The sequence below is a fragment of the Microbulbifer sp. MCCC 1A16149 genome (genome assembly GCF_050368945.1).
Taxonomy (GTDB): domain Bacteria; phylum Pseudomonadota; class Gammaproteobacteria; order Pseudomonadales; family Cellvibrionaceae; genus Microbulbifer.
Map to the genome: position 1 here is coordinate 754,077 of NZ_CP185959.1, position 21,507 is coordinate 775,583.

Here is a 21,507-nt window from a genome sequence, read left to right on the forward strand (position 1 = left end):
AACGCTATTCGACGCTGATCAGCTGCACGCTGCCATCGGGCAGTACTTCCGCGATTTGTCCCTTGGGTTCATCGAGGAAGGCACAGGCGAAAAATACCAGCCCGGCAGAGGCGGCAATGATCAGGAAGAAGGTGCTGTAGTCGACAAAGGACAGCGCGGTCAGGTAGGTCACTGCGCCCACGTTGCCGTAGGCACCGGCCATACCGGCGATCTGCCCGGTCATGCGGCGCTTGACCAGCGGCACCACCGCGAACACCGCACCTTCACCGGCCTGCACGAAGAAGGAGCAGGCCATGGTGGCGAGCACCGCGGCAGAGATCCACCAGCCGCTGGTGATCTGGCTCAGCACCAGGTAACCCAGGGCCAGGCCGCCGATCAGGAACATCAGGCTGCGGCGACGTCCCATCTTGTCACTGAAGTGGCCGCCGGTGGGGCGCGATACCAGGTTCATAAAGGCGAAGCCGGAAGCCAGCAGGCCCGCCTGCACCGCGCTCAGTCCGTCGAAGGTTTCGAGGAAAAACAGCGGCAGCATGGATACCACTGCCAGCTCTGAACCGAAGGTGACGAAGTAGGCCAGGTCGAGGATGGCCACCTGCTTGAAATTGTATTTCTCCAGCTCCGGCACGCCTTCCTGCAGGTGTTCCTTGTTGACGTGCCAGATCTGGCGGGTCTGCACCGCGAACAGTACCACCAGCAGTCCCCACATAAGGTAGGTGGTGTCCCAGGTCAGCAGCTGCACACCGGCCGGTGACAGTTTGTAAGCCAGTGCCGCCAGCGCCAGGTACATGGGAATGTTCATCAACAGGTAGAAGTACAGGTCCTTCTTGCTGGTGACTTCCAGGCCGCCGGTTTTTTTCGGCTTGAAGTAGGTGGAGCCCTTAGGTGTGTTGCGCGCAACGCGGTAGTAGAACAGACCGTACAGGCCGGCGATAACACCGGTGATACCCAGCGCGTAACGCCAGCCATCCTCACCGCCGAACATCAGCGCGATGGTGGGCAGGGTCATGGCCCCGGCGGCGGAACCAAAGTTGCCCCAGCCGCCGTAAATACCTTCCGCCAGCCCCACCTGCTTCGCCGGGAACCACTCGCCCACCATACGAATGCCGATCACGAAGCCGGCGCCGACAAACCCGAGCAGGAAGCGGAACAGGGCGAGGGATTCATAGGTGTCGGCGGTGGCGAAGCCGAGACAGATCCCGGAAGAAATTATCAGCAGCGCACTATACACCGAGCGCGGCCCGAACTTGTCCACCATCATGCCGATGATGATCCGCGCCGGGATCGTCAGTGCCACGTTGAGAATCAGCAGCGCCTTGACCTGCTGGCTGCTGAGATCGAAGGCTTCCTTGATAAAGACCATCAGAGGCGCGTGGCTGAACCACACCACGAAACTCAGGAAGAAAGCGAACCAGGTGATGTGCAGTGTTTTTATTTTCGGGTCACCCCAATCGAAAAGATTGAGGCCGCTGGGTGTACTCATGGCAAATCCTCTGTACTGAGTGGTTGCGTGTCAACAGGAGTTACCGCACATGTTAAAAGGGCCCGGCTAACTGGAAAGCGGACAATAGTGGTAGTCGGGGTCATAAGAATTTTTCCGAAGGTGTGTAACTACTCCTTCTGGATAGCGAATGCTTGACGGAAAAATTACGTGTTTATTGGGAGGCGCAATCAGTTTCTACCACCAAAGAGGTAGGGCATTTTGCGCAGCGGAAGTGATGAATTAATTGGGGGTAAACCCTGTGGAGAATCGCCGCCAGCGGCGGCGCCTACGTACAATAGAGGGTCGGTTAAACAGGAAGAAACCATGCAATACACTGACAAACTCGCCAGCCGCGCATTGATGGCGGCCACCGCGATGTTCGCCGCAAATTTTTCCGTGTGGACCCTGTATGCGGTGCTGGGGGTTTCCATCGGTGATCAGTTGCGGCTTTCCGCCACCGAGTTTGGCGTGTTGCTGGCGGCGCCCATGCTGAGTGGTGCGCTGCTGAGGTTTCCGTTGGGATTGCTGGTTGAAAGGTTCTCGGCAAAAAAACTGATTGTGCTGCAGATGATTCTGGTGGTGCCGATACTGGTGCTGCTGCCGCACATTCGCAGTTACAGCGGCTATTTGCTGGCGGGGCTGTGGCTGGGAATTTCCGGGACTTCGTTCGTGGCCGGCATCCGCTATATCAGCCCCTGGTTTGAAGGGCGGCAGCAGGGGACGGCGATGGGGATTTTCGGTGCCGGCAATGCCGGTGCGGCAATTACCCTGGCGCTGTCACCGGCGATTGAAAACTGGTTGGGGCAGGACATGATCGGGCCGCTCTACGGCGCCGGCCTGTTTGTTATGGCGATCCTGTTTGCCCTCACGGCGCCGGAAGAGACCCGGTACATGCGCAGCCGGCGCCGCACGGAGTTCGATTTTCACCTGCGCCCGCTGCGGGAGCTGCGCGTATGGCGCTTCGGCCTCTATTACTATTTCGTGTTTGGCAGTTTTCTCGCGCTGCTGTTGTGGCTGCCGCAGTACTACCTGGATGTGTACGGCGTTTCCACCCAGAAAGCCATGGCGTTGACGCTGCTGTTTGTGGCGGTGTCCAGCAGCGTGCGTGCCCTGGGCGGGTGGTTTGCAGATCGCTACGGCGCGCGCGCGGTCAACTGGAGCGTCTTCTGGACGTGTCTGGTGTGTCTGTTCTTTCTCAGTTATCCCCCCACCAGCATGACGATTCACGGTGTGGCGCGCGACGTGCACCTGAACATCGAGGTGGGTATCGAGTTGTTCACCCTGTTGATCCTGGTTATCGGTATTGCCCAGGGGTTCGGGCGCGCGGCCGTGTACAAGATCGTTTACGACAAGTACCCGCAACATATGGGAAGCGTCGGCGGCACCGTGGCCACAATCGGCGCGCTCGGCGGTTTCAGTCTCCCCGTCTTGTTTGGTATGGCCCAGGACATTGTGGGTATCCACAGTGCGGCGTTTATGTTGCTGTACGGTGTGCTGGCCGTATGCATGCTGGTGATGTACCTGACGGTGCAACGGGAGCGGGTCCAGCAGAGAGTGCAGTTTGCCGAACAGCACAACTTCCTGCTCGATGAATAGACCTGTTTTGCGCTACCAATTTGGGATTATTGCAACGAGTTGGCAGGTGGTAGCGGCGCCGGTGCGGTACATCATTTGGGTAATTTCTGTGAGCGGGGAAGCGGTGTAGGTTGCGTACAACCACTTCATAACGGTCGCAGAGGAACAGCGAATGAACTCCCGTACACATCCCCGTCCTGGTAAATTCCCCCGTCTTGTTGGCATGACACTGCTGGGGGCTGTGAGCGCAGTGGCACTGCAGGCGCAGGCCGCCGATGACAACAGCGCGCCAACGTTGCTCGATGCGCTGCAGAGCGGCAAGGCCGGCGTCAGCCTGCGGTACCGCCTGGAAAACGTCGATCAGGAAAACTTCGATGAAGATGCCAACGCATCCACATTGAAGACTCGCCTGAGCTGGGATAGCGGAAATTATCGCGGCTTCACCGCGGGTATCGAGATGGATAACGTCACCGCGACCGGTGACGAAGATTACAACTCCACCGTGAACGGCAATGGCACCTACCCGGTGGTGGCCGATCCGGTGGGTACCGAAGTCAATCAGGCCTACCTGAAATACGCTGCGGGGGATTACTCGGCTACCGTCGGGCGCCAGCGTATCAACCTCGGCGATCAGCGTTTTGTCGGTGGCGTCGGCTGGCGCCAGAACGAGCAGACCTACGACGGTTACCGCTTCCATTACGGTGCCGCCGAATCCCTGCGCATCGATTACAGCTATGTGTACAACGTCAATCGCATCTTTGGTGAGGACAGTGCCAAGGGTGACCTGCGTGGCGATATCCAGTTGTTCAATGCCAGCTACCCGGTGACCAAAGGACACGAGTTTGCCCTTTATCTGCTGGATCTCGATCTGGCGAACGCCGTCGATGCTTCCAGTCGCACCCTGGGGCTCACCTATACCGGCGACTTCGGCCCGCTCAAGGCGCGCTTGGGCTACGCCCGCCAGGGCGAGAGTGGCGACAGCTCCCTGAACTACAGCGCGCCCTACTATCTGGCCGAAGTGTCCGGCGCGCTGGGGCCGGTCAATGCCAAGCTGGGTCATGAGGTATTGGGTAGTGACAACGGCGTCGGCTTTACCACCCCGCTGGCGACCCTGCACAAATTCCAGGGGTTCGCTGACCAGTTCCTGGCGACACCGGGGGACGGCGTTGAGGACAGCTACCTGGATGCTTCTGCCAAAGTGTTTGGTGGCAATCTGGGGGTGACTTATCACAAGTTCGCCGCTGCAGAGAGCGCTGCCAACTGGGGCGATGAGTGGGATCTCAGTTACGGCCGGCCGATCAATGACACACTGGCGGCGCTGGTGAAATACGCGGTCTACAGCGCCGACGAGCACGGTGTCGATACCAACAAGCTGTGGCTGCAGCTGACCGCCAAATTCTGAGTTGGGGGGCGGTTCTGAATTGGGGCAGAGGAGCGCATCGCATCCAGAGGGAGTACCACCTTTGCCCCAAGCAAAATTCTCCCGTGCTGTTACTCTGCCCGGAGTTTAAACACCGAGTTTCCACGCCTAAGCGCGTTGCGTAGGGCGCGGAAACCGTGGCCGAAGAAAATGCTCCGGTCACCAGGGTTGGCCGGGAAATCGGCCGGCCTCCCGACTTAGGAAAGGCGTTTAATGTTACAAGACAGTTTCGGGCGCAGGTTTTATTACCTGCGTCTTTCCGTGACCGACATCTGCAACTTCCGCTGCAACTACTGCCTGCCGGACGGCTACCAGTGCGGCGAGTCGATTGCGCAGGAGAATCCGCTTAGCGTTGCAGAGGTGGGCACGGTGGTGCGCGCCTTTGCCGCACTCGGTACCGAAAAGGTACGCCTTACCGGCGGCGAGCCGTCGCTGCGCAAAGATCTGCCAGCGCTGATCGAGACCGCCAAAAATACCGATGGCATTCGCCGCGTCGCCATCACCACTAATGGCTACAAGCTTCCCTCTGAAATCGACGCCTGGCAGTGCGCCGGGCTCGATCAGCTCAATGTCAGTATTGATAGCCTCGACCCGCACCAGTTCCGCGCGATTACCGGCCACCACAAGCTGGAGAAAATCCTGCGCGGTATCGACCGCGCGCTGGCGCTGGATATCCCCACCAAGGTCAATGCGGTTCTGCTGCGCGAGCACAATCTCGCAGAGTTCAATCAATTTCTCGACTGGGTCAGGGTAACGCCGGTGAGCCTGCGCTTTATCGAGCTGATGCGCACTGGCGACAACCGCGACTTTTTTGCCAGCAACCATGTGGCCGGCAGTGATATTGAAAACCTGCTGCTGCGCAGTGGCTGGACACCGGTGGTGCGCAGCCGGGACGCGGGGCCGGCAAAAGAGTTTTCCCATCCGGACTACGCCGGCCGTATCGGCCTGATCATGCCTTACAGCAAAGATTTCTGTGCCAGCTGCAATCGTTTGCGCATGTCTGCCCAGGGCGCGCTGCACCTGTGCCTGTTTGCGGAGCAGGGCATAGCGCTACGCGACACCATTGCCAGCGGTGATCACCTGGCGCTGGCGGAGCAGATCCGCGCGGCGGTGTGCGGCAAACATGTCAGTCACCAGCTGGCCAGCGGCTTTACCGGTGCCACCCGCAACCTGGCAATGCTGGGTGGGTGATCGATTTTCTGGTTTTTTCTGAATCTGACTGAACGGAAGAATGCATTATGGCTGGACACGCAGTACAAACCTTCGAGCCTCTCAATATCGCGGTGTTGACCGTATCCGACACCCGCACCGAAGATAACGACACCTCGGGCCAGTACCTGGCCGAAGCGCTACAGGCCGCCGGGCACAAGCTCGCGGACAAGTGCATCCTGCCCGATGACATCTACCTGATGCGGGCGGCGGTGTCCCAGTGGATCGCCGACGAAAGCGTCCATGCGGTACTGGTCACCGGTGGCACCGGCTTTACCGATCGCGACTCCACTCCGGAAGCGTTGCAGCCGCTGTTCGACAAGACCGTGGAAGGATTTGGTGAGTTGTTCCGACAGATTTCCTTTGCCGATATCGGCAGCTCCACCGTGCAGTCGCGGGCACTGGCCGGTTTGGCCAATCACACCCTGATCTGCTGTATGCCCGGTTCCACCGGCGCCTGTCGCACCGGCTGGGAAGGCATCCTGCTGGAGCAGTTGGACTCACGCCATCGCCCGTGCAATTTCATCCCGCATATCCGCCCGGCACAGCCGGCCTGCGAATCCCGGGGGTAACGGGATGAGCCGGTTGACCCATCTCAACGAGCGCGGCGAAGCGAACATGGTCGACGTCACGGACAAATCCGTGAGCGAGCGCAGCGCCCGCGCCGAGAGTGCGGTGCGCATGAGCGCCGAGGCATTCGCGCTGCTGGTGGACGGCAGTAACAAGAAGGGCGATGCGCTGGCGGTGGCCCGCATCGCCGGAATACAGGCGGCCAAGAAAACCGCGGACCTGATTCCCCTGTGTCATCCGCTGGCGCTGACCAAAGTGGAAGTGGACTTTGAGTTGCTGGCCGATGCCAGCACGGTACGCGTTCGCAGCTACTGCCGTCTGGCCGGGCGCACCGGCGTGGAAATGGAGGCGTTGACTGCCGCGTCAGTGGCGGCACTGACCATTTACGATATGTGCAAGGCGGTAGACCCGGCAATGATCATCGGCCCCACACGCCTGCTGGAAAAGTCTGGCGGTAAACGGGGCCACTGGCAGACGGAGGAGGTAACCCATGGTTAAGGTTCTGTTTTTTGCCGGCCTGCGCGAGCGCCTGGGCACCGCCGAGCATCGCCTGGAAGATTTCTCCGGCACCGTTACCGAGCTGCGCGGCCATCTTGGCGCGTTGTTCCCGGATTGGCAGGTGTCCCTGCAAGCCGCCGATATACAGGCGGCGGTGAACCAGGAGATGGCCGCGCCAACAACCCCGGTTGGCGATGGTGATGAAGTCGCGTTTTTCCCGCCGGTCACCGGAGGGTGAGCCGCTGTGGATTTTATTGAAGTGCGCACGGCTCCACTCGCCGTAGCCGATGAATATGCAGCGCTGCGCGCAGATAACCGCAGTGACGGCGCCAGTGCCATGTTTGTCGGCTCGGTGCGCGATTTCAATGCCGGCGCGGGCGTCAGTGGCCTGGCGCTGGAACACTACCCGGGTATGACGGAAAAAAGCCTGCAGCGGATCGTCAGTGACGCGCGAGCGCGCTGGGCGCTCGGGCGGGTGCGCCTGCTGCACCGCGTCGGCCCCATGGCAGTGGAGGAGGATATCGTGTTCGTGGGTGTGACCAGTCCCCACCGCGAGGCGGCGTTCGCGGCGTGTCACTACATCATGGATCGCCTCAAGACCGAGGCGCCGTTCTGGAAGCTGGAGTCCGGGGAAGCGGGTGTCGGCTGGGTTGCCGCGCGGGACAGCGACAGGAAGGCCCTGCAGAAGTGGTGCTGACTTCCGGGCCGCAGAGTGAGAATTCATCCTATTTTTGCCGTCGGCTCTGTGTTTCCGTGAAATTGGCGCAAATCAACTCCACGCACTCGTCGTCTTTCTTCTTATAATGAAACTCGCCGCCGGTAGCGCGGTGCTCTCATCGGTATTGGGCACCGATGTGAGAAACCGATGTGAGAATTAGTGCCAAAAGTGGCTTGACTCCCTAAGGTCTCACCCATAGAATGCGCAGCCTCTTGAGCGGTCGGGGCAACCCGCCGCAGGAAGTCGAACATCTTACCAGGGGTCGACTTTCAGGGTGTAGGTGCGGGGTGGAGCAGCCTGGTAGCTCGTCGGGCTCATAACCCGAAGGTCGTAGGTTCAAATCCTGCCCCCGCTACCAATTTCCATTTATACTGGATGTGTATGTGGTATCCCCTCAGGTGTGTGTTGTTGCGGGGTGGAGCAGCCTGGTAGCTCGTCGGGCTCATAACCCGAAGGTCGTAGGTTCAAATCCTGCCCCCGCTACCAAATTTTGTGGTTACATATTTAGTATGTGACTACGCAGTAAAAGCCCCTGTTAGGGGCTTTTTCGTATCTGCGGCAAACAGGTTCGGCCTGGTTTGCCATCCGAATGGGCCGGGAGTCGGCGCCGCGGTTTCTCATTCGGACCGTGGGGTCAGCTTCGCTGCCCATTTTTCGTTTTTGCAACGTGCAGACGCCGTTGCACATCTGCCCCGGCGGCTCGCCGGGCCAAAGTGGTGATATGGCAAGCAAGCGCGAACTTTTGGAAGAGCTTCTGGCTCCGGTGGTCGAATCACTGGATTGCGAGCTGTGGGGAATCGATTATCAGACCCACGGTCGCAACGCCCTGCTGCGAATCTACATTGATGCCGAGCGCGGTATCTCCGTGGAGGACTGTGAAAAGGTCAGTCGCCAGGTCAGTGCCGTGATGGACGTGGAAGATCCGATCAGCAGCAAGTACACCCTGGAAGTATCTTCCCCGGGGATGGATCGACCGCTGTACAAGCTTGAACAGTATCAGCGTTTTATCGGCGCCCAGGTTGAATTGCGCTTGCGCATGCCGCTGGACGGTCAGCGCAAATGGCGCGGCCTGCTGGCCGGTGTCGAGGGCGATGAAGTGGTCCTGCGTATCGATAGCGAAAACGAGTATCTGCTGCCGATCGACAGTATCGAGAGAGCGAATATCGTTCCGCAGTTCGAGAGTGGAAAGAAGTAAGGGCAATGCAGAAGTACCCGGTAGTGCTGTAAAGCAGTATCTGCCGAAGCATTGAATAGTCAGCACGTAGCGTTTTTGAAGAGGCAGCTGCATGAACAAAGAGATCTTGCTGGTAGCCGAGGCGGTTTCCAACGAGAAAGGCGTTGACCGGGATATTATTTTCCAGGCAATCGAGGCGGCCCTCGCAACGGCCACCAAGAAGCGCTACGACGAAGATTCCACCATCGAGGTGATCATCGACCGCCGCAGCGGTGACTACGAAACTTTCCGTAGCTGGGAAGTGGTAGACGATGACACGCTCGCGGAGCTGGGTACCCAGTTCACGCTGGAAGAAGCCCACGAGAAAGACACCGAGCTGAAAGCTGGTGATGTCTACCGTGAGCAGGTGGAAAACGTCGAGTTCGGTCGTATTGCTGCGCAGACTGCCAAACAGGTGATCGTGCAGAAGGTACGTGAAGCCGAGCGCGCCAAAATCGTTGATGAATACCGCGACCGTGTCGGTGAGCTGGTCAGCGGTACCGTGAAGAAAGTGACCCGCGATTTTATCGCTGTGGATCTGGGCAACAACGCCGAAGCGCGTCTGCCTCGTGACCAGCTGGTAGGTCGTGAGATTTTCCGTCTCGGTGACCGTGTACGTGCAATTCTGCTGGAAATTGAGCCGGAAGCCCGCGGACCGCAGCTGAAGCTGAGCCGCTCCTGCCCGGAGATGCTGATCGAGCTGTTCCGCATTGAAGTGCCGGAGATTTCCGAACAGGTGATCGAGATCAAGGGTGCCGCCCGCGATCCCGGTCTGCGCGCCAAGATTGCAGTCAACACCAACGACGGTCGTATCGATCCGGTCGGTGCCTGTGTTGGCATGCGCGGTGCACGTGTTCAGGCGGTTTCCAACGAGCTGTCCGGCGAGCGCGTCGACATCGTACTGTGGGACGACAACCCCGCTCAGTTCGTCATCAATGCCATGGCGCCTGCGGAAATCGAGTCCATTGTGGTGGACGAAGATGCTGGTTCCATGGACGTGGCAGTTGCCGAGGAAAACCTGGCGATGGCGATTGGTCGCAGTGGCCAGAACGTGCGCCTTGCTTCCGAACTGACCCAGTGGCAGATCAACGTGATGAGCGTGGACGACTGGCAGGCCAAGCAGGAAGCCGAATCCGGCAGCATCATGGAAACCTTCATGGAGCGTCTGGATATCGACGAAGACGTTGCTGGCGTTCTGGTAGACGAAGGCTTCACCTCCCTTGAGGAAGTGGCCTACGTGCCGCTGGAAGAAATGTTGGGTATTGAAGGCTTCGACGAGGAAATCGCCGAAGAGCTGCGTGCCCGCGCCAAAGACGCCCTGCTGACTCAGGCGCTGGCGTCTGAAGAAGAGCTGGATGCGTCCGAGCCGCAGGAAGACCTGCTGAACATGGAAGGCATGGATCGCCAGCTGGCGTTCCAGCTGGCCAGCCGTGGCGTAGCTTCCATGGAAGATCTGGCAGAGCAGGCCGTGGACGACCTGCTGGACATTGAAGGTATGGACCAAGAACGCGCTGCCGCGCTGATCATGAAAGCTCGCGAGCCCTGGTTCGCCGACGACAGTGATCAAGAGGCTTGATGCCCGAGCGCCGGGCGAAAGCCCGGCCCCGCGCGCAGCGTTGATGTGCGCGTCCCGAATTGCCTGCCAAAGCAGGCTAAGGGTGGAGCAGTAAAATGAATTGATGCTGCTCCGCCACAAGCGACTTTTTAGGAGAGAGAATGGCCGAAGTAACAGTTAGCGAACTCGCCAAATCGGTTGGTGCCACCGAAGAGCGTCTGCTCAAGCAGATGCAGGAAGCGGGTTTGCCCCACACTTCAGCAGATGCGCCCGTATCCGCAGAAGAGAAGCAGGTCCTGCTCAACTTCCTTAAAAGTAGTCACGGGGAGCAAGCAGCTGCACCCAAAAAGATTACCCTCAAGCGCAAAACCACCACGACGCTCAAAACCGGATCTGGCACCGGCCGCAAGACCGTCAATGTGGAAGTGCGCAAGAAGCGCACTTACGTGAAGCGCGCTGAAACCGAAGAGCAGGAAGCCGAGCTGGATACTTCTGCGCTGCAGAAGGCGGAAGAAGAGCTGGCAGCAGCGGAGAAGGCAGCTGCTGAGCGCGCCCGCGCAGAGCAGGAAGCCGCTGAGGCAGAAGCCAAAGCGAAGGCTGAAGAAGAAGCCAAGGCCAAGCAGGAAGCCGAAGCGGCTGCCAAAGCCGAAGCGGAAGCCAAGGCTGCGGAAGAGGCTGCGGCAGAGCCCGAGAAAGCCGAAGAGCCCGTTGAAGCCAAGCCTGAGCCGAAGCCGGAAGCGAAGCCAGCGCCCAAGCCCGAACCTGCCCCGATCCGTTCCAGCTATGTCGATGACATCGAAGCCATGCGTATTGCCGCCATGGAACGCCGTAAGAAAGAAAACGAGCGTGAAGCGGCCGAGCTGGAAGAGAAAAAAGCCCGCGTAGAAGCGGAGCGTGCACGTCTTGAGCAAGAACAGAAAGACCGTGCCGAGAAAGCCAAGCAGGCGCCCGCTGCAGACACCACTGCCGGTGCCGCGGCCAAGCCTTCCTTGCGCCGTAAGCAGGAAGCGACTACTGAAGACCGCGATGATGACGAGCCGCGCAAGCGCCGCAGTCGTCGCGGCAAGAGTGGCCCCAAGAAGTCCAGCAAGACTTCTCTGTACGATGCTGCGCTGGAAGCCTTCGAAACCGAGGACGAGAAACGCAGCACCCGCTCCCTGTCTCGCCCGACGCTGAAAGTAAAGAACACACACGGCTTCAAGAAGCCGACAGGAAAGCAAGTGTACGAAGTACAACTGGGCGAGACGATCACCGTCGGCGACCTCGCCAAGCAGTTGAATATCAAAGCCGGTGAGCTGATCAAACGCCTGATGAAAATGGGCGAAATGGTCACCATTAACCAGAGCCTGGATCGCGACACCGCGAGCCTGATCGTCGAAGAGATGGGACACACCGTGGTCCTGCGCTCTGAAAACGAACTGGAAGAGAAACTGGTCGCCCAGTCTCAGGACGTTGAAGGTGAAGAAGTCAGCCGTGCGCCGGTTGTTACCGTAATGGGTCATGTTGACCACGGTAAAACCTCGCTGCTCGACTACATCCGTAAAACCAAGGTGGCCTCCGGCGAAGCCGGCGGCATTACCCAGCACATCGGTGCTTACCGGGTAAAAACCAGCCAGGGCGAGATCGCCTTCCTGGATACCCCGGGGCACGCGGCGTTCACCGCCATGCGCGCCCGCGGTGCCAAGGCGACCGACGTGGTTATCCTGGTAGTGGCCGCGGACGACGGCGTCATGCCGCAGACCGAAGAGGCCGTTGCCCACTCCAAAGCCGCGGGCGTACCGCTGGTTGTCGCGATCAACAAGTGCGACAAGGAATCGGCGGACCCGGATCGTGTGAAGAACGAGCTGGCAGCCAAAGACGTGATCCCGGAAGACTGGGGCGGCGACACCCAGTTTATCGAAGTATCTGCGCATACCGGCCAGGGCATCGATGAGTTGCTGGAAGCGGTTTCCCTGCAGTCCGAAATGCTGGAACTGAAGGCCAAGGTAAGCGTACCGGCCAGCGGTGTTGTGATCGAATCCCGCCTGGAAAAAGGCCGCGGTGTGGTTGCCACCCTGCTGGTACAGAACGGCGAACTGAAGCGCGGCGATATCGTGCTGGCGGGCCAGAGCTACGGCCGTGTTCGCGCCATGACCAACGAGTTGGGCAAGTCCGTGAAGGAAGCCGGCCCATCCACTCCGGTGGAACTGCTGGGCCTCGACACCACGCCGAATGCCGGCGACGAGTTCCTGGTGGTTGCCGACGAGCGCAAGGCCCGTGAAGTTGCCGAGCAGCGCGCGGACAAAGAACGTCGCGAGCGCATGCAGCGCCAGCAGGCGGCCAAGCTGGAAAACATGTTTGCGGACATGGAAGCTGGCGAGAAGAAAGTACTGCCGGTTGTGATCAAGGCGGACGTGCGCGGCTCTCTGGAAGCCATCCTGTCTGCACTGGCGGAAATCGGCAACGAGGAAGTATCGGTCAATGTGGTTTCCAGCGGTGTCGGCGGTATCGCCGAGAACGACATCAACCTGGCGTTGACCTCCGGCGCGATTGTTATCGGCTTCAATACTCGTGCCGACGTGGCTGCGCGTAAACTGGCCGAGACCGAAAGCGTTGAAATCCGTTACTACAGCGTGATCTACAACCTGCTGGACGAAGTGAAGCAGGCCCTGTCCGGCATGCTGGACCCGGAGCTGCGCGAAGAGATTGTCGGTATCGCCCAGGTGCGCGACGTGTTCCGTTCGCCGAAGTTCGGCGCGATTGCCGGCTGTATGGTTACCGAAGGTACCGTACACCGCAACAAGCCGATCCGCGTACTGCGCGACAACGTGGTGATCTACCAGGGCGAACTGGAATCCCTGCGTCGCTTCAAAGACGACGTGCAGGAAGTTCGCAACGGTATGGAGTGTGGTATCGGCGTTAAAGACTACAATGACGTCAAAGCCGGCGACCAGATCGAGGTCTACGATATCGTCAAGGTAGCCCGCGAACTGTAATAGCCCGTTGCCCCGGCACAGTCCGGGGCACTGATTTGTTCGCCTGCAGGCAGGTTCCTACAACAGTCGTTGAAGGGGCCTGGCTACAGGCGAACCGCCATTCTGGATAGGTAAAAAATGGCTAAAGAATTTCACCGTGCTGACCGGGTAGCCGACGCAATGCGTCGCGAGCTGGCCCGTCTGATCCAGCACGAAGTGCGCGACCCGCGCGTCGGCATGGTCAATGTCAACGACGTGGAAGTGAGTCGCGATCTCGCCACCGCCAAGGTCTTTGTCACCCTGGTAGGGGAGGACGACCGCAGCAAGATCGATATCTCCATGGCTGCGCTGAACAAGGCCGCAGGTTTCCTGCGCACCCAGCTCGCCAAAGAGATCCAGATTCGCACCATTCCCCGTCTGCATTTCCGCTATGACGAGACCTCCGTGCGCGGCCAGCACCTCTCGGCGCTGATCGACAAGGCGGTCCAGTCCGACCAGAGCAAGGCTGGCGATAGCGACCCGGAAAACGACAAAGACAGCGAAAAAGATAGCGACGACTGATGGGCCGCAGACCAAAATGGGGCCGGCAGATCGACGGTGTCTTGTTGCTGAACAAGCCCGCCGGTATTTCCGCCAACGACGCCCTGCAGAAAGCCAAACGACTGTTCTTCGCCAATCGCGCGGGGCATACCGGCGCGCTAGACCCTCTGGCCACCGGTGTGCTGCCGATCTGTTTCGGTGAGGCGACCAAGTTCTCCCAGTATCTGCTGGATGCGGACAAGCGCTACCGCAGTACCTTTTGCCTCGGCATGACCACCGAAACCGGCGATGCTGACGGCAATGTGGTCGCTACCAGCGACGCCTCCGGGATCACCGAGCAGCAGGTGCGCGACGCCATGGTGCCGTTCCGTGGGACCATCAGCCAGGTGCCCTCCATGTACTCCGCGCTCAAGCATAAAGGCCAGCCGTTGTACAAACTGGCCCGCCAGGGGATCGAGGTGGAGCGCGAGCCGCGCGAAGTGAAAATCTACTCCTACGAGCTGCTGAATTTCATCCCTGCAGACCAGTCGCCGGACAAGATGCCGCGCGCGGAGGTCGAGGTGCACTGCTCCAAGGGCACCTATGTGCGCAGCCTTGCCGAGGATCTGGGCAAAGCGCTGGGTGTGGGGGCATTCGTCGAGAAGCTGCACCGCAGCGCCGCCGGCCCTTACCACGAGGAGGATTCGGTCACCCTGGACGAGCTGACCGAGGAGCGCGGTGAAGACCGTGCCGAAGTGCTGGATCACCACCTGCTACCGGCGGATTCTCCCGCCTCCGGTCTACCCAAGATGATCCTCGCCGAGGACACAGGTTACTATCTGCGTCAGGGGCAGCCGGTAATGGATCTGCAGGTCTATCGTTTGGGCGATGAAGGTGATATGGTGCGCCTCTTCCTGGAAAGTGGTGAATTTCTAGGCGTTGGAGAGATTACTGATGACGGACGGGTTGCACCCCGTCGGTTGGTAAAATAACCCGCAATAGCCTGGTTACAGGTGAGCGCGGGTAATACGATGACTAGCTGGTCTGTAAACATGCACGGGCCAGCCGAATCTTTAAAGCATGTTACGAACGAGGTAATTCGTTATGGCACTGTCTGCAAACGAAAAAGCAGCCATCCTGAAAGAGCACGGCCAAGCTGAAGGTGATACCGGTTCTCCGGAAGTTCAGGTAGCCCTGCTGACTGCCAACATCAACAAGCTTCAGGGTCACTTTGCTTCTCACAAGCAAGACCACCACTCCCGTCGTGGTCTGATCCGCATGGTAAACCAGCGTCGTAAGCTGCTGGACTACCTGAAGCGCAAGGATCTGAACCGTTACGCACAGCTGATCGCCAAGCTCGGCCTGCGTCGCTAAGACCCTGCAATGCCCGCCCCTGGCGGGCATTGTTCTATATAGAATTCAGGTTTCTGACATAATGATTGCGCAATTGCAGTTGTCAGTGACTGAGGGCGAAAGCCCGAAACGATTTCCGCTGTCGGGTAACCGTCAGCGGATTTTGGCGTTTGTGTGGTCCGCTATTTGGGCGCGCAGCGCAGGATGAGCAGACTGTTTGCTCGTCACTTGTAGGCAAAGCGTTGCTGGAATGGGCCAGCACGCAAAGGAAACAGGAAAGATACTAGTGAATCCAGTAACCAAAACCTTCCAGTACGGAAAAGACCAGGTCACCATTGAGACCGGCCGTGTCGCACGCCAGGCAACCGGCGCAGCGCTGGTCACCATGGGTGAAACTGTTGTGCTGTGTACCGTTGTCGGTGCCAAGGAAGCCAAGCCAGACCAGAGCTTCTTCCCGCTGTCCGTACACTATGTAGAAAAGGCCTATGCGGCCGGCAAGATTCCCGGTGGCTTCTTCAAGCGTGAAGGCCGCCCGTCCGAGAAAGAAACTCTGACCTCCCGCCTGATCGACCGCCCGATCCGCCCGCTGTTCCCGAACGGTTTCATGAACGAAGTACAGGTGATGATCACCGTACTGTCTGCGGAAAAAGACGTAGATCCGGATATCGCCGGCATGATCGGTACCTCTGCAGCACTGTCTGTATCCGGCATTCCTTTCGGCGGCCCGATTGGCGCGGCGCGCGTGGGTTACACCGAGAAAGACGGCTACGTGCTGAACCCGCGTTACAGCGAGCTGAAAGAATCCGAGCTGGACATGGTTGTGGCCGGCACCAAAGACGCGGTACTGATGGTTGAATCCGAAGCGAAAGAGCTGCCGGAAGACATCATGCTGGGCGCGGTACTGTTTGCCCACCAGGAAATGCAGGCCGTTGTTAAAGTCTGTGAAGAGCTGAAAGCCGAAGCTGGCAAGCCCACCTGGGACTGGCAGCCGGAAGCGGTGAACGAAGAGCTGAAGTCCGCACTGGAAAGCCAGTTCGGCGAGAAAGTAGCCGAAGCCTACAAAATCACCGACAAGCAACAGCGTACCGCTCGCCTGGCAGAACTGCGCGGTGAAGCCGCCGAAGCACTGTCTTCTGACGAGCTGGATGAAGGCACTGTTAAGAGCTACTTCGGCAAGCTGGAAAAGAAAACTGTACGTGGCGCCGTGGTACGTGGCGAGCCCCGTATCGACGGTCGCGACACCAAGACCGTACGTCCTATCTCCGTAGAAGTTGGCGTACTGCCGAAGGGCCACGGCTCTGCGCTGTTCACCCGCGGTGAAACCCAGGCGCTGGTCGTTTCCACCCTCGGCGCAACCCGCGATGCACAGATCATCGACGCGCTGGAAGGCGAGCGTAAAGACTACTTCATGCTGCACTACAACTTCCCTCCCTACTCTGTAGGTGAAGCGGGTCGTGTAGGCGCTACCGGTCGTCGCGAAATCGGCCACGGCCGCCTGGCCCGTCGCGGTATCGCCGCGGTACTGCCGAATCCGGAAGAATTCCCCTACACCCTGCGTGTGGTTTCCGAGATCACTGAATCCAACGGTTCCAGCTCCATGGCTTCCGTATGTGGTTCCAGCCTGGCGCTGATGGATGCGGGTGTACCGCTGAAAGCACCGGTAGCCGGTATCGCTATGGGCCTGGTAAAAGAAGACGAAGGCTTCGCGGTTCTGACCGATATCCTGGGTGACGAAGACCACCTGGGCGACATGGACTTCAAGGTAGCGGGTACCGCTTCTGGTGTGACTGCGCTGCAGATGGACATCAAGATCGAAGGTATCACCGAAGAGATCATGGAAACTGCGCTGGAGCAGGCCCTGCACGCGCGTCTGCACATCCTGGCAGAGATGAACAAGGTGATCGGCGAGTCCCGTTCCGTGGTGAACGAGAATGCTCCGCGCTACGCAACCCTGAAGATCCATCCGGACAAGATCCGCGACGTGATCGGCAAGGGCGGCGCCACCATCCGCTCCATCACCGAAGAAACCGGTGCCTCCATCGACATCGAAGACGATGGCAGCATCAAGGTATTCGGTGAAGACGGTGAGAGCCTGGAAGCGGCAGTTACCCGTATTGAGGAAATCACTGCGGAAGCCGAGATCGGTGCCATCTACGAAGGTAAGGTTGTGCGTATCGTCGACTTCGGCGCATTCGTCAACTTCCTGCCGGGTAAAGACGGTCTGGTACACATTTCCCAGATCGCCGAAGAGCGCGTAAACGCGGTTACCGACTACCTGAGCGAAGGCCAGATGGTTAAGGTCAAGGTTCTGGACGTAGACCAGCGCGGCCGCATCAAGCTGTCCATCAAAGAAGCCAACGCGGACGCAGCAGCGGAAGCGGATGAGGCGACTGGCGAGGAGTAAGTCCTCCCGGTTCGCTAGACCTGCTTGCAGGTGACCGAAAACGGTGGCTATATGCCACCGTTTTTTTTGCATTAAAAAATCAAGATTTTGCGGAAGGGGAGCGCGCTGTGGAAGTGTTGTTGATTTACCTGCTGGTAGGGATGGGCGCGGGCACCATTGCTGGCCTGTTCGGCGTCGGGGGCGGACTCATCATCGTGCCGGCGCTGGTGCTGGTGTTTACTGCCCAGGGCATCGCGCCAGACATCCTCACCCATATGGCGGTGGGCACCTCCCTCGCCACCATCATCATTACCTCCATCAGCTCCGTTCGGACCCATCATGGCAAGCGCGCAGTGGACTGGAAAATCTTCGCTGCCATGGCCCCGGGTATTCTTATCGGATCCTGGATTGGTGGTGTCACCGCAGACTGGCTCAGCGGTGCCTGGCTGCAGCTGCTGATCGGCATTTTTGCCGTGGGGATTGCGTTGAAAATGTGGCTGGATGGATTGCGCAAAGCGCACCTGTCCACGGATGGTGAGAGGGTGCCGGGCAGGGTGGGGCTGTCTATCGCCGGTGGCTTTATCGGCTGGATCTCCGCGATCTTCGGTATCGGTGGGGGCTCACTTACCGTGCCCTTCCTGTCGCGCTGTCATGTGGTCATGCAACGGGCCGTGGCGACCTCCGCGGCATGTGGCCTGCCCATTGCCGTTGCCGGTGCGCTCAGTTTTGCGGTGCAGGGCTGGAATAACGATCAGTTGCCGGCGTGGAGCAGCGGTTATATCTACTGGCCGGCATTTCTCGGTATTGTGCTTGCGAGTACCTGGTTTGCGCGCTTCGGCGCCCTGCTGGCCCACAAGCTTTCCCCGCAATTGCTGAAGAACTGCTTTGCAGGGTTGCTGTTTATTATCGGCGCACGGTTTATCTGGCTGAACTACACCGTGCTCGCCAGCTGAACCTTCCGCTGTAGGAGCCTGCCTTGCAGGCGAACAGTCGCGCAAGCACATGGTTCGCCTGCAGGGCAGGCTCCTACTCAGTAGTAATCCCTGCACAAACAAAGAAGGCCGCTGCGGTTTCCCGCAGCGGCCTTTTTAGTTCAGGGATTTAACCTGGATCAGACGGTCTTGGCAGGTGCCTCGGCCGGCTCTACCGGTTCGATGTGGTCCTCGCCATGTCCTTCCCAGGACTTGGACTTCAGGCTGATCAGGGCGATGACCGCACCGATGCCGATGCTGAAGATGGCGATCTGCAGGTACAGGTTCGGCAGCTCGGAAACGTTGTTCGGATCGAAGTTGCCTGCCAGCAGGCCCGCAATGATGTTGCCGATGGAGTAGGTGAGTACGAACACACCCATCATCTGGCCGGCGAAGCGACGCGGAGACAGCTTGCTCACCGCACTCAGGGCAACCGGACTCAGGCACAGTTCACCAACGGTGTGCAGGAAGTAAGTGGTTACCAGCCACATCGGTGCCACTTTCAGGCCGGCTGCGGCCTGCTGGGCTGCGAAGAACATCACGATAAAACCGGACGCCATGATCATCAGGCCAATGGCGCATTTCAGGCCATAGGACGGGGTGATCATACGCTTGCCCAGGTTGATCCACAGGGCAGCGAAGAAGGGCGACAGGATGATGATGAACATCGGGTTCACATTCTGGAACCAGGACGCGGGGATCTCGAAGGAGCCGAGCATACGGTCGGTGTAGTCGCGACCAAACAGGTTCAGGGAGGAGCCCGCCTGTTCAAAGCCGGACCAGAAGCAGGCAGAAGCCACACATACCAGGAACAGGGCCCACATGCGACGCTTCTCGGTCTGGCTCAGGTTGCCGCCGAAGTAGATGTAGGCGTAGTAAGCGAAGAAGATCACGGTGAAGGCGATGGCAACGTACTTGGCCACAGCCACCGGATCAAAGGAGATGATGCCGCTCATGGTGAGTGCGGTAATCGCCACAACACCGGCAACAATTGCCCAGATGGTGCCCCAGGCTTTTTTCGCGCCCTCGGTGGTCATCGGGTGCTCAGGCTTCAGGCTAGCATCGCCCAGGTTGCCGATGGTTTTGCGGTACTGGATCAGGCCGACCGCCATACCTACAGCAGCAGCACCGAAGCCCCAGTGCCAGCCCACCTTCTCGCCGAAGTAGCCACAGATCATATAGCCCAGCACGGAGCCGATATTGATGCCCATGTAATAAAGCGCGTAGCCACTATCGCGACGCACGTCGTCTTCGGCGTAGAGGTGGCCGACCAGCGCGCTGATATTCGGCTTCAGCAGACCGGTACCGGTAGCTACAAGAATAAGACCGATAAAGAAGGTGTGATCACTGGGGATGGCCAGCACGATATGGCCACACATAATGATGATGCCGCCGTACCAGACCGTACGCTGGCCGCCCAGCAGGCGGTCGGCGATCCAGCCACCCGGAAGACCCAGGAAGTACACCGCACCGGTGTAGAGGCCGTAAATGGCGGTGGCAGCTGCTACGGTAAAGGCCAGGCCTTCCTGTTGCAGGCTTGCGGTCATAAAGAGGACCAGCAGCGCCCGCATACCGTAGTAACTCATACGCTCCCACATTTCTGTGAAGAAGAGGGTAGAGAGCCCCTTGGGATGGCCAAAGAAGCCATCGCTGTTCTGTTGCGGTAGTGACGACATATCAGTTGTTCCGATTGTTATAGCTTTAACTTGTTATAGCTTTAAGTGTGACCCTCTCGAGTGTAACAGTGGTCACTAAAACTGGCGAATGGTTACAGGTGAAACAGGAAATGAGCCTGCAAAAGGGATTCCTACGCGACAGGAATTGTGGAAAATTAGAGATTCAAAACATGAAATGGGGAGAATAACGATGAAAACCCCGCAAAATTCCGGACTGGCAGTAGTTAATTGGTCACGGAAGTTGTCGGTGGGCTGGAAATCATTGGCCGTGGGCACGTGCATTGCCCTGATCGGTGGCTGCACCAGTACCATTCCCGAGCAACCGGCAGCGGTTGACCCACATTGGCTGCTCTCCGGCTCCGCAATCTTCGGTGAGCCAGTAGCCCCCTCCGAGTTACCCGAAGACGACATCCTCGGACTGGCTCCGGAGATGCGCGAATACCTGGCAAATGTCGCCCCGGATGCCCGTCCGCAACAGCGGCTGGCTGCATTGTTAAAGGGTTTCGAGCAGCGGGACTTCACTGTCGAGTACCGTGCAGACCAGACCCTCACCGCCGCCGAGACCTATCGTCAGAAGGTGGGCAACTGTATGGCCTTTACCGTGATGATGGTGGCCATGGCGCGGGAGCTGGGCGCCGATGCCTACTTCAACCAGGTCGAGGTACCCCCGGTGTGGGGCCACGACGAAGAGCAGACTTTTGTGGTCTATCGCCATATCAATATGGTGAGTGAGAGCAACCGCGGCCGTCGTGTGGTGGACTTCAATCTTGCCGCTTACGATCCGGTCTACGATCAGCGCGAACTGACCGACAACGAAGCCTTTGCCCAGTACTACAGCAACCGCGGTCTGGAGTGGATGGCGCAGGGGGAAATGCGCGAGGCATTCCGCTACCTGCGCAAGTCACTGGAATTGCGCCCCGGGAACAGCGACCTGTGGGCAAACTTGGGGGCCTTCTACAGTCGCAACGGGCGAAACACAGCCGCTGAGCAGAGTTATCTACAGGCACTGCAGCTGGACAGTCGCCACACCATTGCCATGAGCAATCTGGAACGGCTCTATCGCCAACAACAGCAGTTTGAATTGGCGGATTATTACGCTGAGAAAGCCCGCTTCCATCGTGAGCGCAACCCCTATTACCTCTACTATCAGGCGCGTAACGCGTATGAGCATGGGGACTTTAAGAGTGCCAAACGACAGCTTAAGCGCGCTATCTGGCAGTACGAAAACGATCACCGTTTCCATTTTCTGATGGGCCTGACGAGCTATCGCCTGGGAGACTATGAAAATTCGAAGACGTATTTTACCGAGGCGTTTTCACTGGTGGATAACCCTGCGACTGAGCGAGCCTACAGCCGCAAGTTGGATTACCTAATGAAGCGCCCGTAGCGCTCAAAAAATAACGAACAAAAAAG

The 21,507-nt window shown here is 58.9% G+C and carries 18 protein-coding genes, 2 tRNA genes and 1 riboswitch; of the genes, 18 read left to right on the plus strand and 2 right to left on the minus strand.

All coding sequences use genetic code 11. From position 1 onward, the window contains the following. Positions 1-4 precede the first annotated feature (4 nt). Complete coding sequence (locus ACONT6_RS03125) at positions 5-1,480, minus strand: NarK family nitrate/nitrite MFS transporter (protein ID WP_181254061.1); 1,476 nt, start codon at positions 1,478-1,480, stop codon at positions 5-7. A gap of 324 nt (positions 1,481-1,804) precedes the next feature. Between ACONT6_RS03125 and ACONT6_RS03130 the strand changes: the two genes are divergently transcribed. The 17 genes from ACONT6_RS03130 to ACONT6_RS03210 all read left to right on the plus strand — a co-directional run bounded on the left by ACONT6_RS03130 (position 1,805) and on the right by ACONT6_RS03210 (position 18,400). Further along, on the plus strand, positions 1,805-3,076 hold the full coding sequence (locus ACONT6_RS03130) for an MFS transporter (protein ID WP_428820374.1): 1,272 nt from the start codon (positions 1,805-1,807) through the stop codon (positions 3,074-3,076). Between the two features lie 151 nt (positions 3,077-3,227). Beyond that, positions 3,228-4,457: an alginate export family protein gene (locus ACONT6_RS03135; RefSeq protein WP_428820375.1), complete on the plus strand. Its 1,230-nt coding sequence runs from the start codon at positions 3,228-3,230 to the stop codon at positions 4,455-4,457. Positions 4,458-4,555: 98 nt separating this feature from the next. Then, positions 4,556-4,700: riboswitch (molybdenum cofactor riboswitch) on the plus strand. Continuing rightward, on the plus strand, positions 4,689-5,666 hold the full coding sequence (moaA, locus tag ACONT6_RS03140) for a GTP 3',8-cyclase MoaA (RefSeq protein ID WP_428820376.1): 978 nt from the start codon (positions 4,689-4,691) through the stop codon (positions 5,664-5,666). It overlaps the preceding riboswitch by 12 nt. 47 nt (positions 5,667-5,713) lie before the next feature. Continuing rightward, a complete protein-coding gene (gene moaB / locus ACONT6_RS03145) occupies positions 5,714-6,256 on the plus strand; it encodes a molybdenum cofactor biosynthesis protein B (RefSeq protein WP_428820377.1) in 543 nt (180 codons plus the stop codon). A gap of 4 nt (positions 6,257-6,260) precedes the next feature. Continuing rightward, positions 6,261-6,752 carry a cyclic pyranopterin monophosphate synthase MoaC gene (gene moaC, locus ACONT6_RS03150; protein WP_428820378.1) on the plus strand — a complete coding sequence of 164 codons (492 nt, stop codon included), beginning with the start codon at positions 6,261-6,263 and terminating at the stop codon, positions 6,750-6,752. Next, positions 6,745-6,990, plus strand: a complete 246-nt coding sequence (gene moaD / locus ACONT6_RS03155; RefSeq protein ID WP_428820379.1) for a molybdopterin converting factor subunit 1 — start codon at positions 6,745-6,747, stop codon at positions 6,988-6,990. The genes moaC and moaD overlap by 8 nt, the downstream gene beginning before the upstream one ends. Positions 6,991-6,996: 6 nt before the next feature. Continuing rightward, complete coding sequence (gene moaE, locus ACONT6_RS03160) at positions 6,997-7,449, plus strand: molybdopterin synthase catalytic subunit MoaE (protein WP_428820380.1); 453 nt, start codon at positions 6,997-6,999, stop codon at positions 7,447-7,449. Between the two features lie 302 nt (positions 7,450-7,751). Then, positions 7,752-7,828, plus strand: a tRNA-Met gene (locus ACONT6_RS03165). Between the two features lie 51 nt (positions 7,829-7,879). After that, positions 7,880-7,956 (plus strand) — tRNA-Met (locus tag ACONT6_RS03170). A gap of 235 nt (positions 7,957-8,191) precedes the next feature. Beyond that, the gene (gene rimP / locus ACONT6_RS03175; RefSeq protein ID WP_181254053.1) at positions 8,192-8,665 is read left to right on the plus strand and encodes a ribosome maturation factor RimP; all 474 of its coding nucleotides are present in this window, start codon (positions 8,192-8,194) and stop codon (positions 8,663-8,665) included. A 91-nt stretch (positions 8,666-8,756) separates the two neighbouring features. Beyond that, complete coding sequence (nusA, locus tag ACONT6_RS03180; RefSeq protein WP_181254052.1) at positions 8,757-10,259, plus strand: transcription termination factor NusA; 1,503 nt, start codon at positions 8,757-8,759, stop codon at positions 10,257-10,259. Positions 10,260-10,399: 140 nt separating this feature from the next. Next, on the plus strand, positions 10,400-13,213 hold the full coding sequence (gene infB / locus ACONT6_RS03185; protein WP_428820381.1) for a translation initiation factor IF-2: 2,814 nt from the start codon (positions 10,400-10,402) through the stop codon (positions 13,211-13,213). A 117-nt stretch (positions 13,214-13,330) separates the two neighbouring features. Further along, a complete protein-coding gene (gene rbfA, locus ACONT6_RS03190; RefSeq protein WP_428820382.1) occupies positions 13,331-13,753 on the plus strand; it encodes a 30S ribosome-binding factor RbfA in 423 nt (140 codons plus the stop codon). Beyond that, a complete protein-coding gene (gene truB, locus ACONT6_RS03195; protein ID WP_428820383.1) occupies positions 13,753-14,703 on the plus strand; it encodes a tRNA pseudouridine(55) synthase TruB in 951 nt (316 codons plus the stop codon). Before rbfA ends, truB begins: the two co-directional genes overlap by 1 nt. A gap of 112 nt (positions 14,704-14,815) precedes the next feature. Beyond that, positions 14,816-15,085, plus strand: coding sequence for a 30S ribosomal protein S15 (gene rpsO / locus ACONT6_RS03200; protein WP_043318965.1), 270 nt, complete (start codon positions 14,816-14,818; stop codon positions 15,083-15,085). Positions 15,086-15,350: 265 nt separating this feature from the next. Beyond that, positions 15,351-17,468: a polyribonucleotide nucleotidyltransferase gene (gene pnp, locus ACONT6_RS03205; protein WP_428820384.1), complete on the plus strand. Its 2,118-nt coding sequence runs from the start codon at positions 15,351-15,353 to the stop codon at positions 17,466-17,468. Between the two features lie 107 nt (positions 17,469-17,575). Next, positions 17,576-18,400: a sulfite exporter TauE/SafE family protein gene (locus tag ACONT6_RS03210; protein WP_428820385.1), complete on the plus strand. Its 825-nt coding sequence runs from the start codon at positions 17,576-17,578 to the stop codon at positions 18,398-18,400. 158 nt (positions 18,401-18,558) lie between these two features. Here ACONT6_RS03210 and ACONT6_RS03215 read toward each other — a convergent pair whose 3' ends face one another. After that, positions 18,559-20,094: a peptide MFS transporter gene (locus ACONT6_RS03215; RefSeq protein ID WP_428820386.1), complete on the minus strand. Its 1,536-nt coding sequence runs from the start codon at positions 20,092-20,094 to the stop codon at positions 18,559-18,561. Positions 20,095-20,341: 247 nt separating this feature from the next. Here ACONT6_RS03215 and ACONT6_RS03220 point away from each other — a divergent pair, with 247 nt between their 5' ends. Next, positions 20,342-21,481, plus strand: a complete 1,140-nt coding sequence (locus ACONT6_RS03220) for a tetratricopeptide repeat protein (RefSeq protein WP_428820387.1) — start codon at positions 20,342-20,344, stop codon at positions 21,479-21,481. The last annotated feature ends 26 nt before the right edge of the window (positions 21,482-21,507 follow it).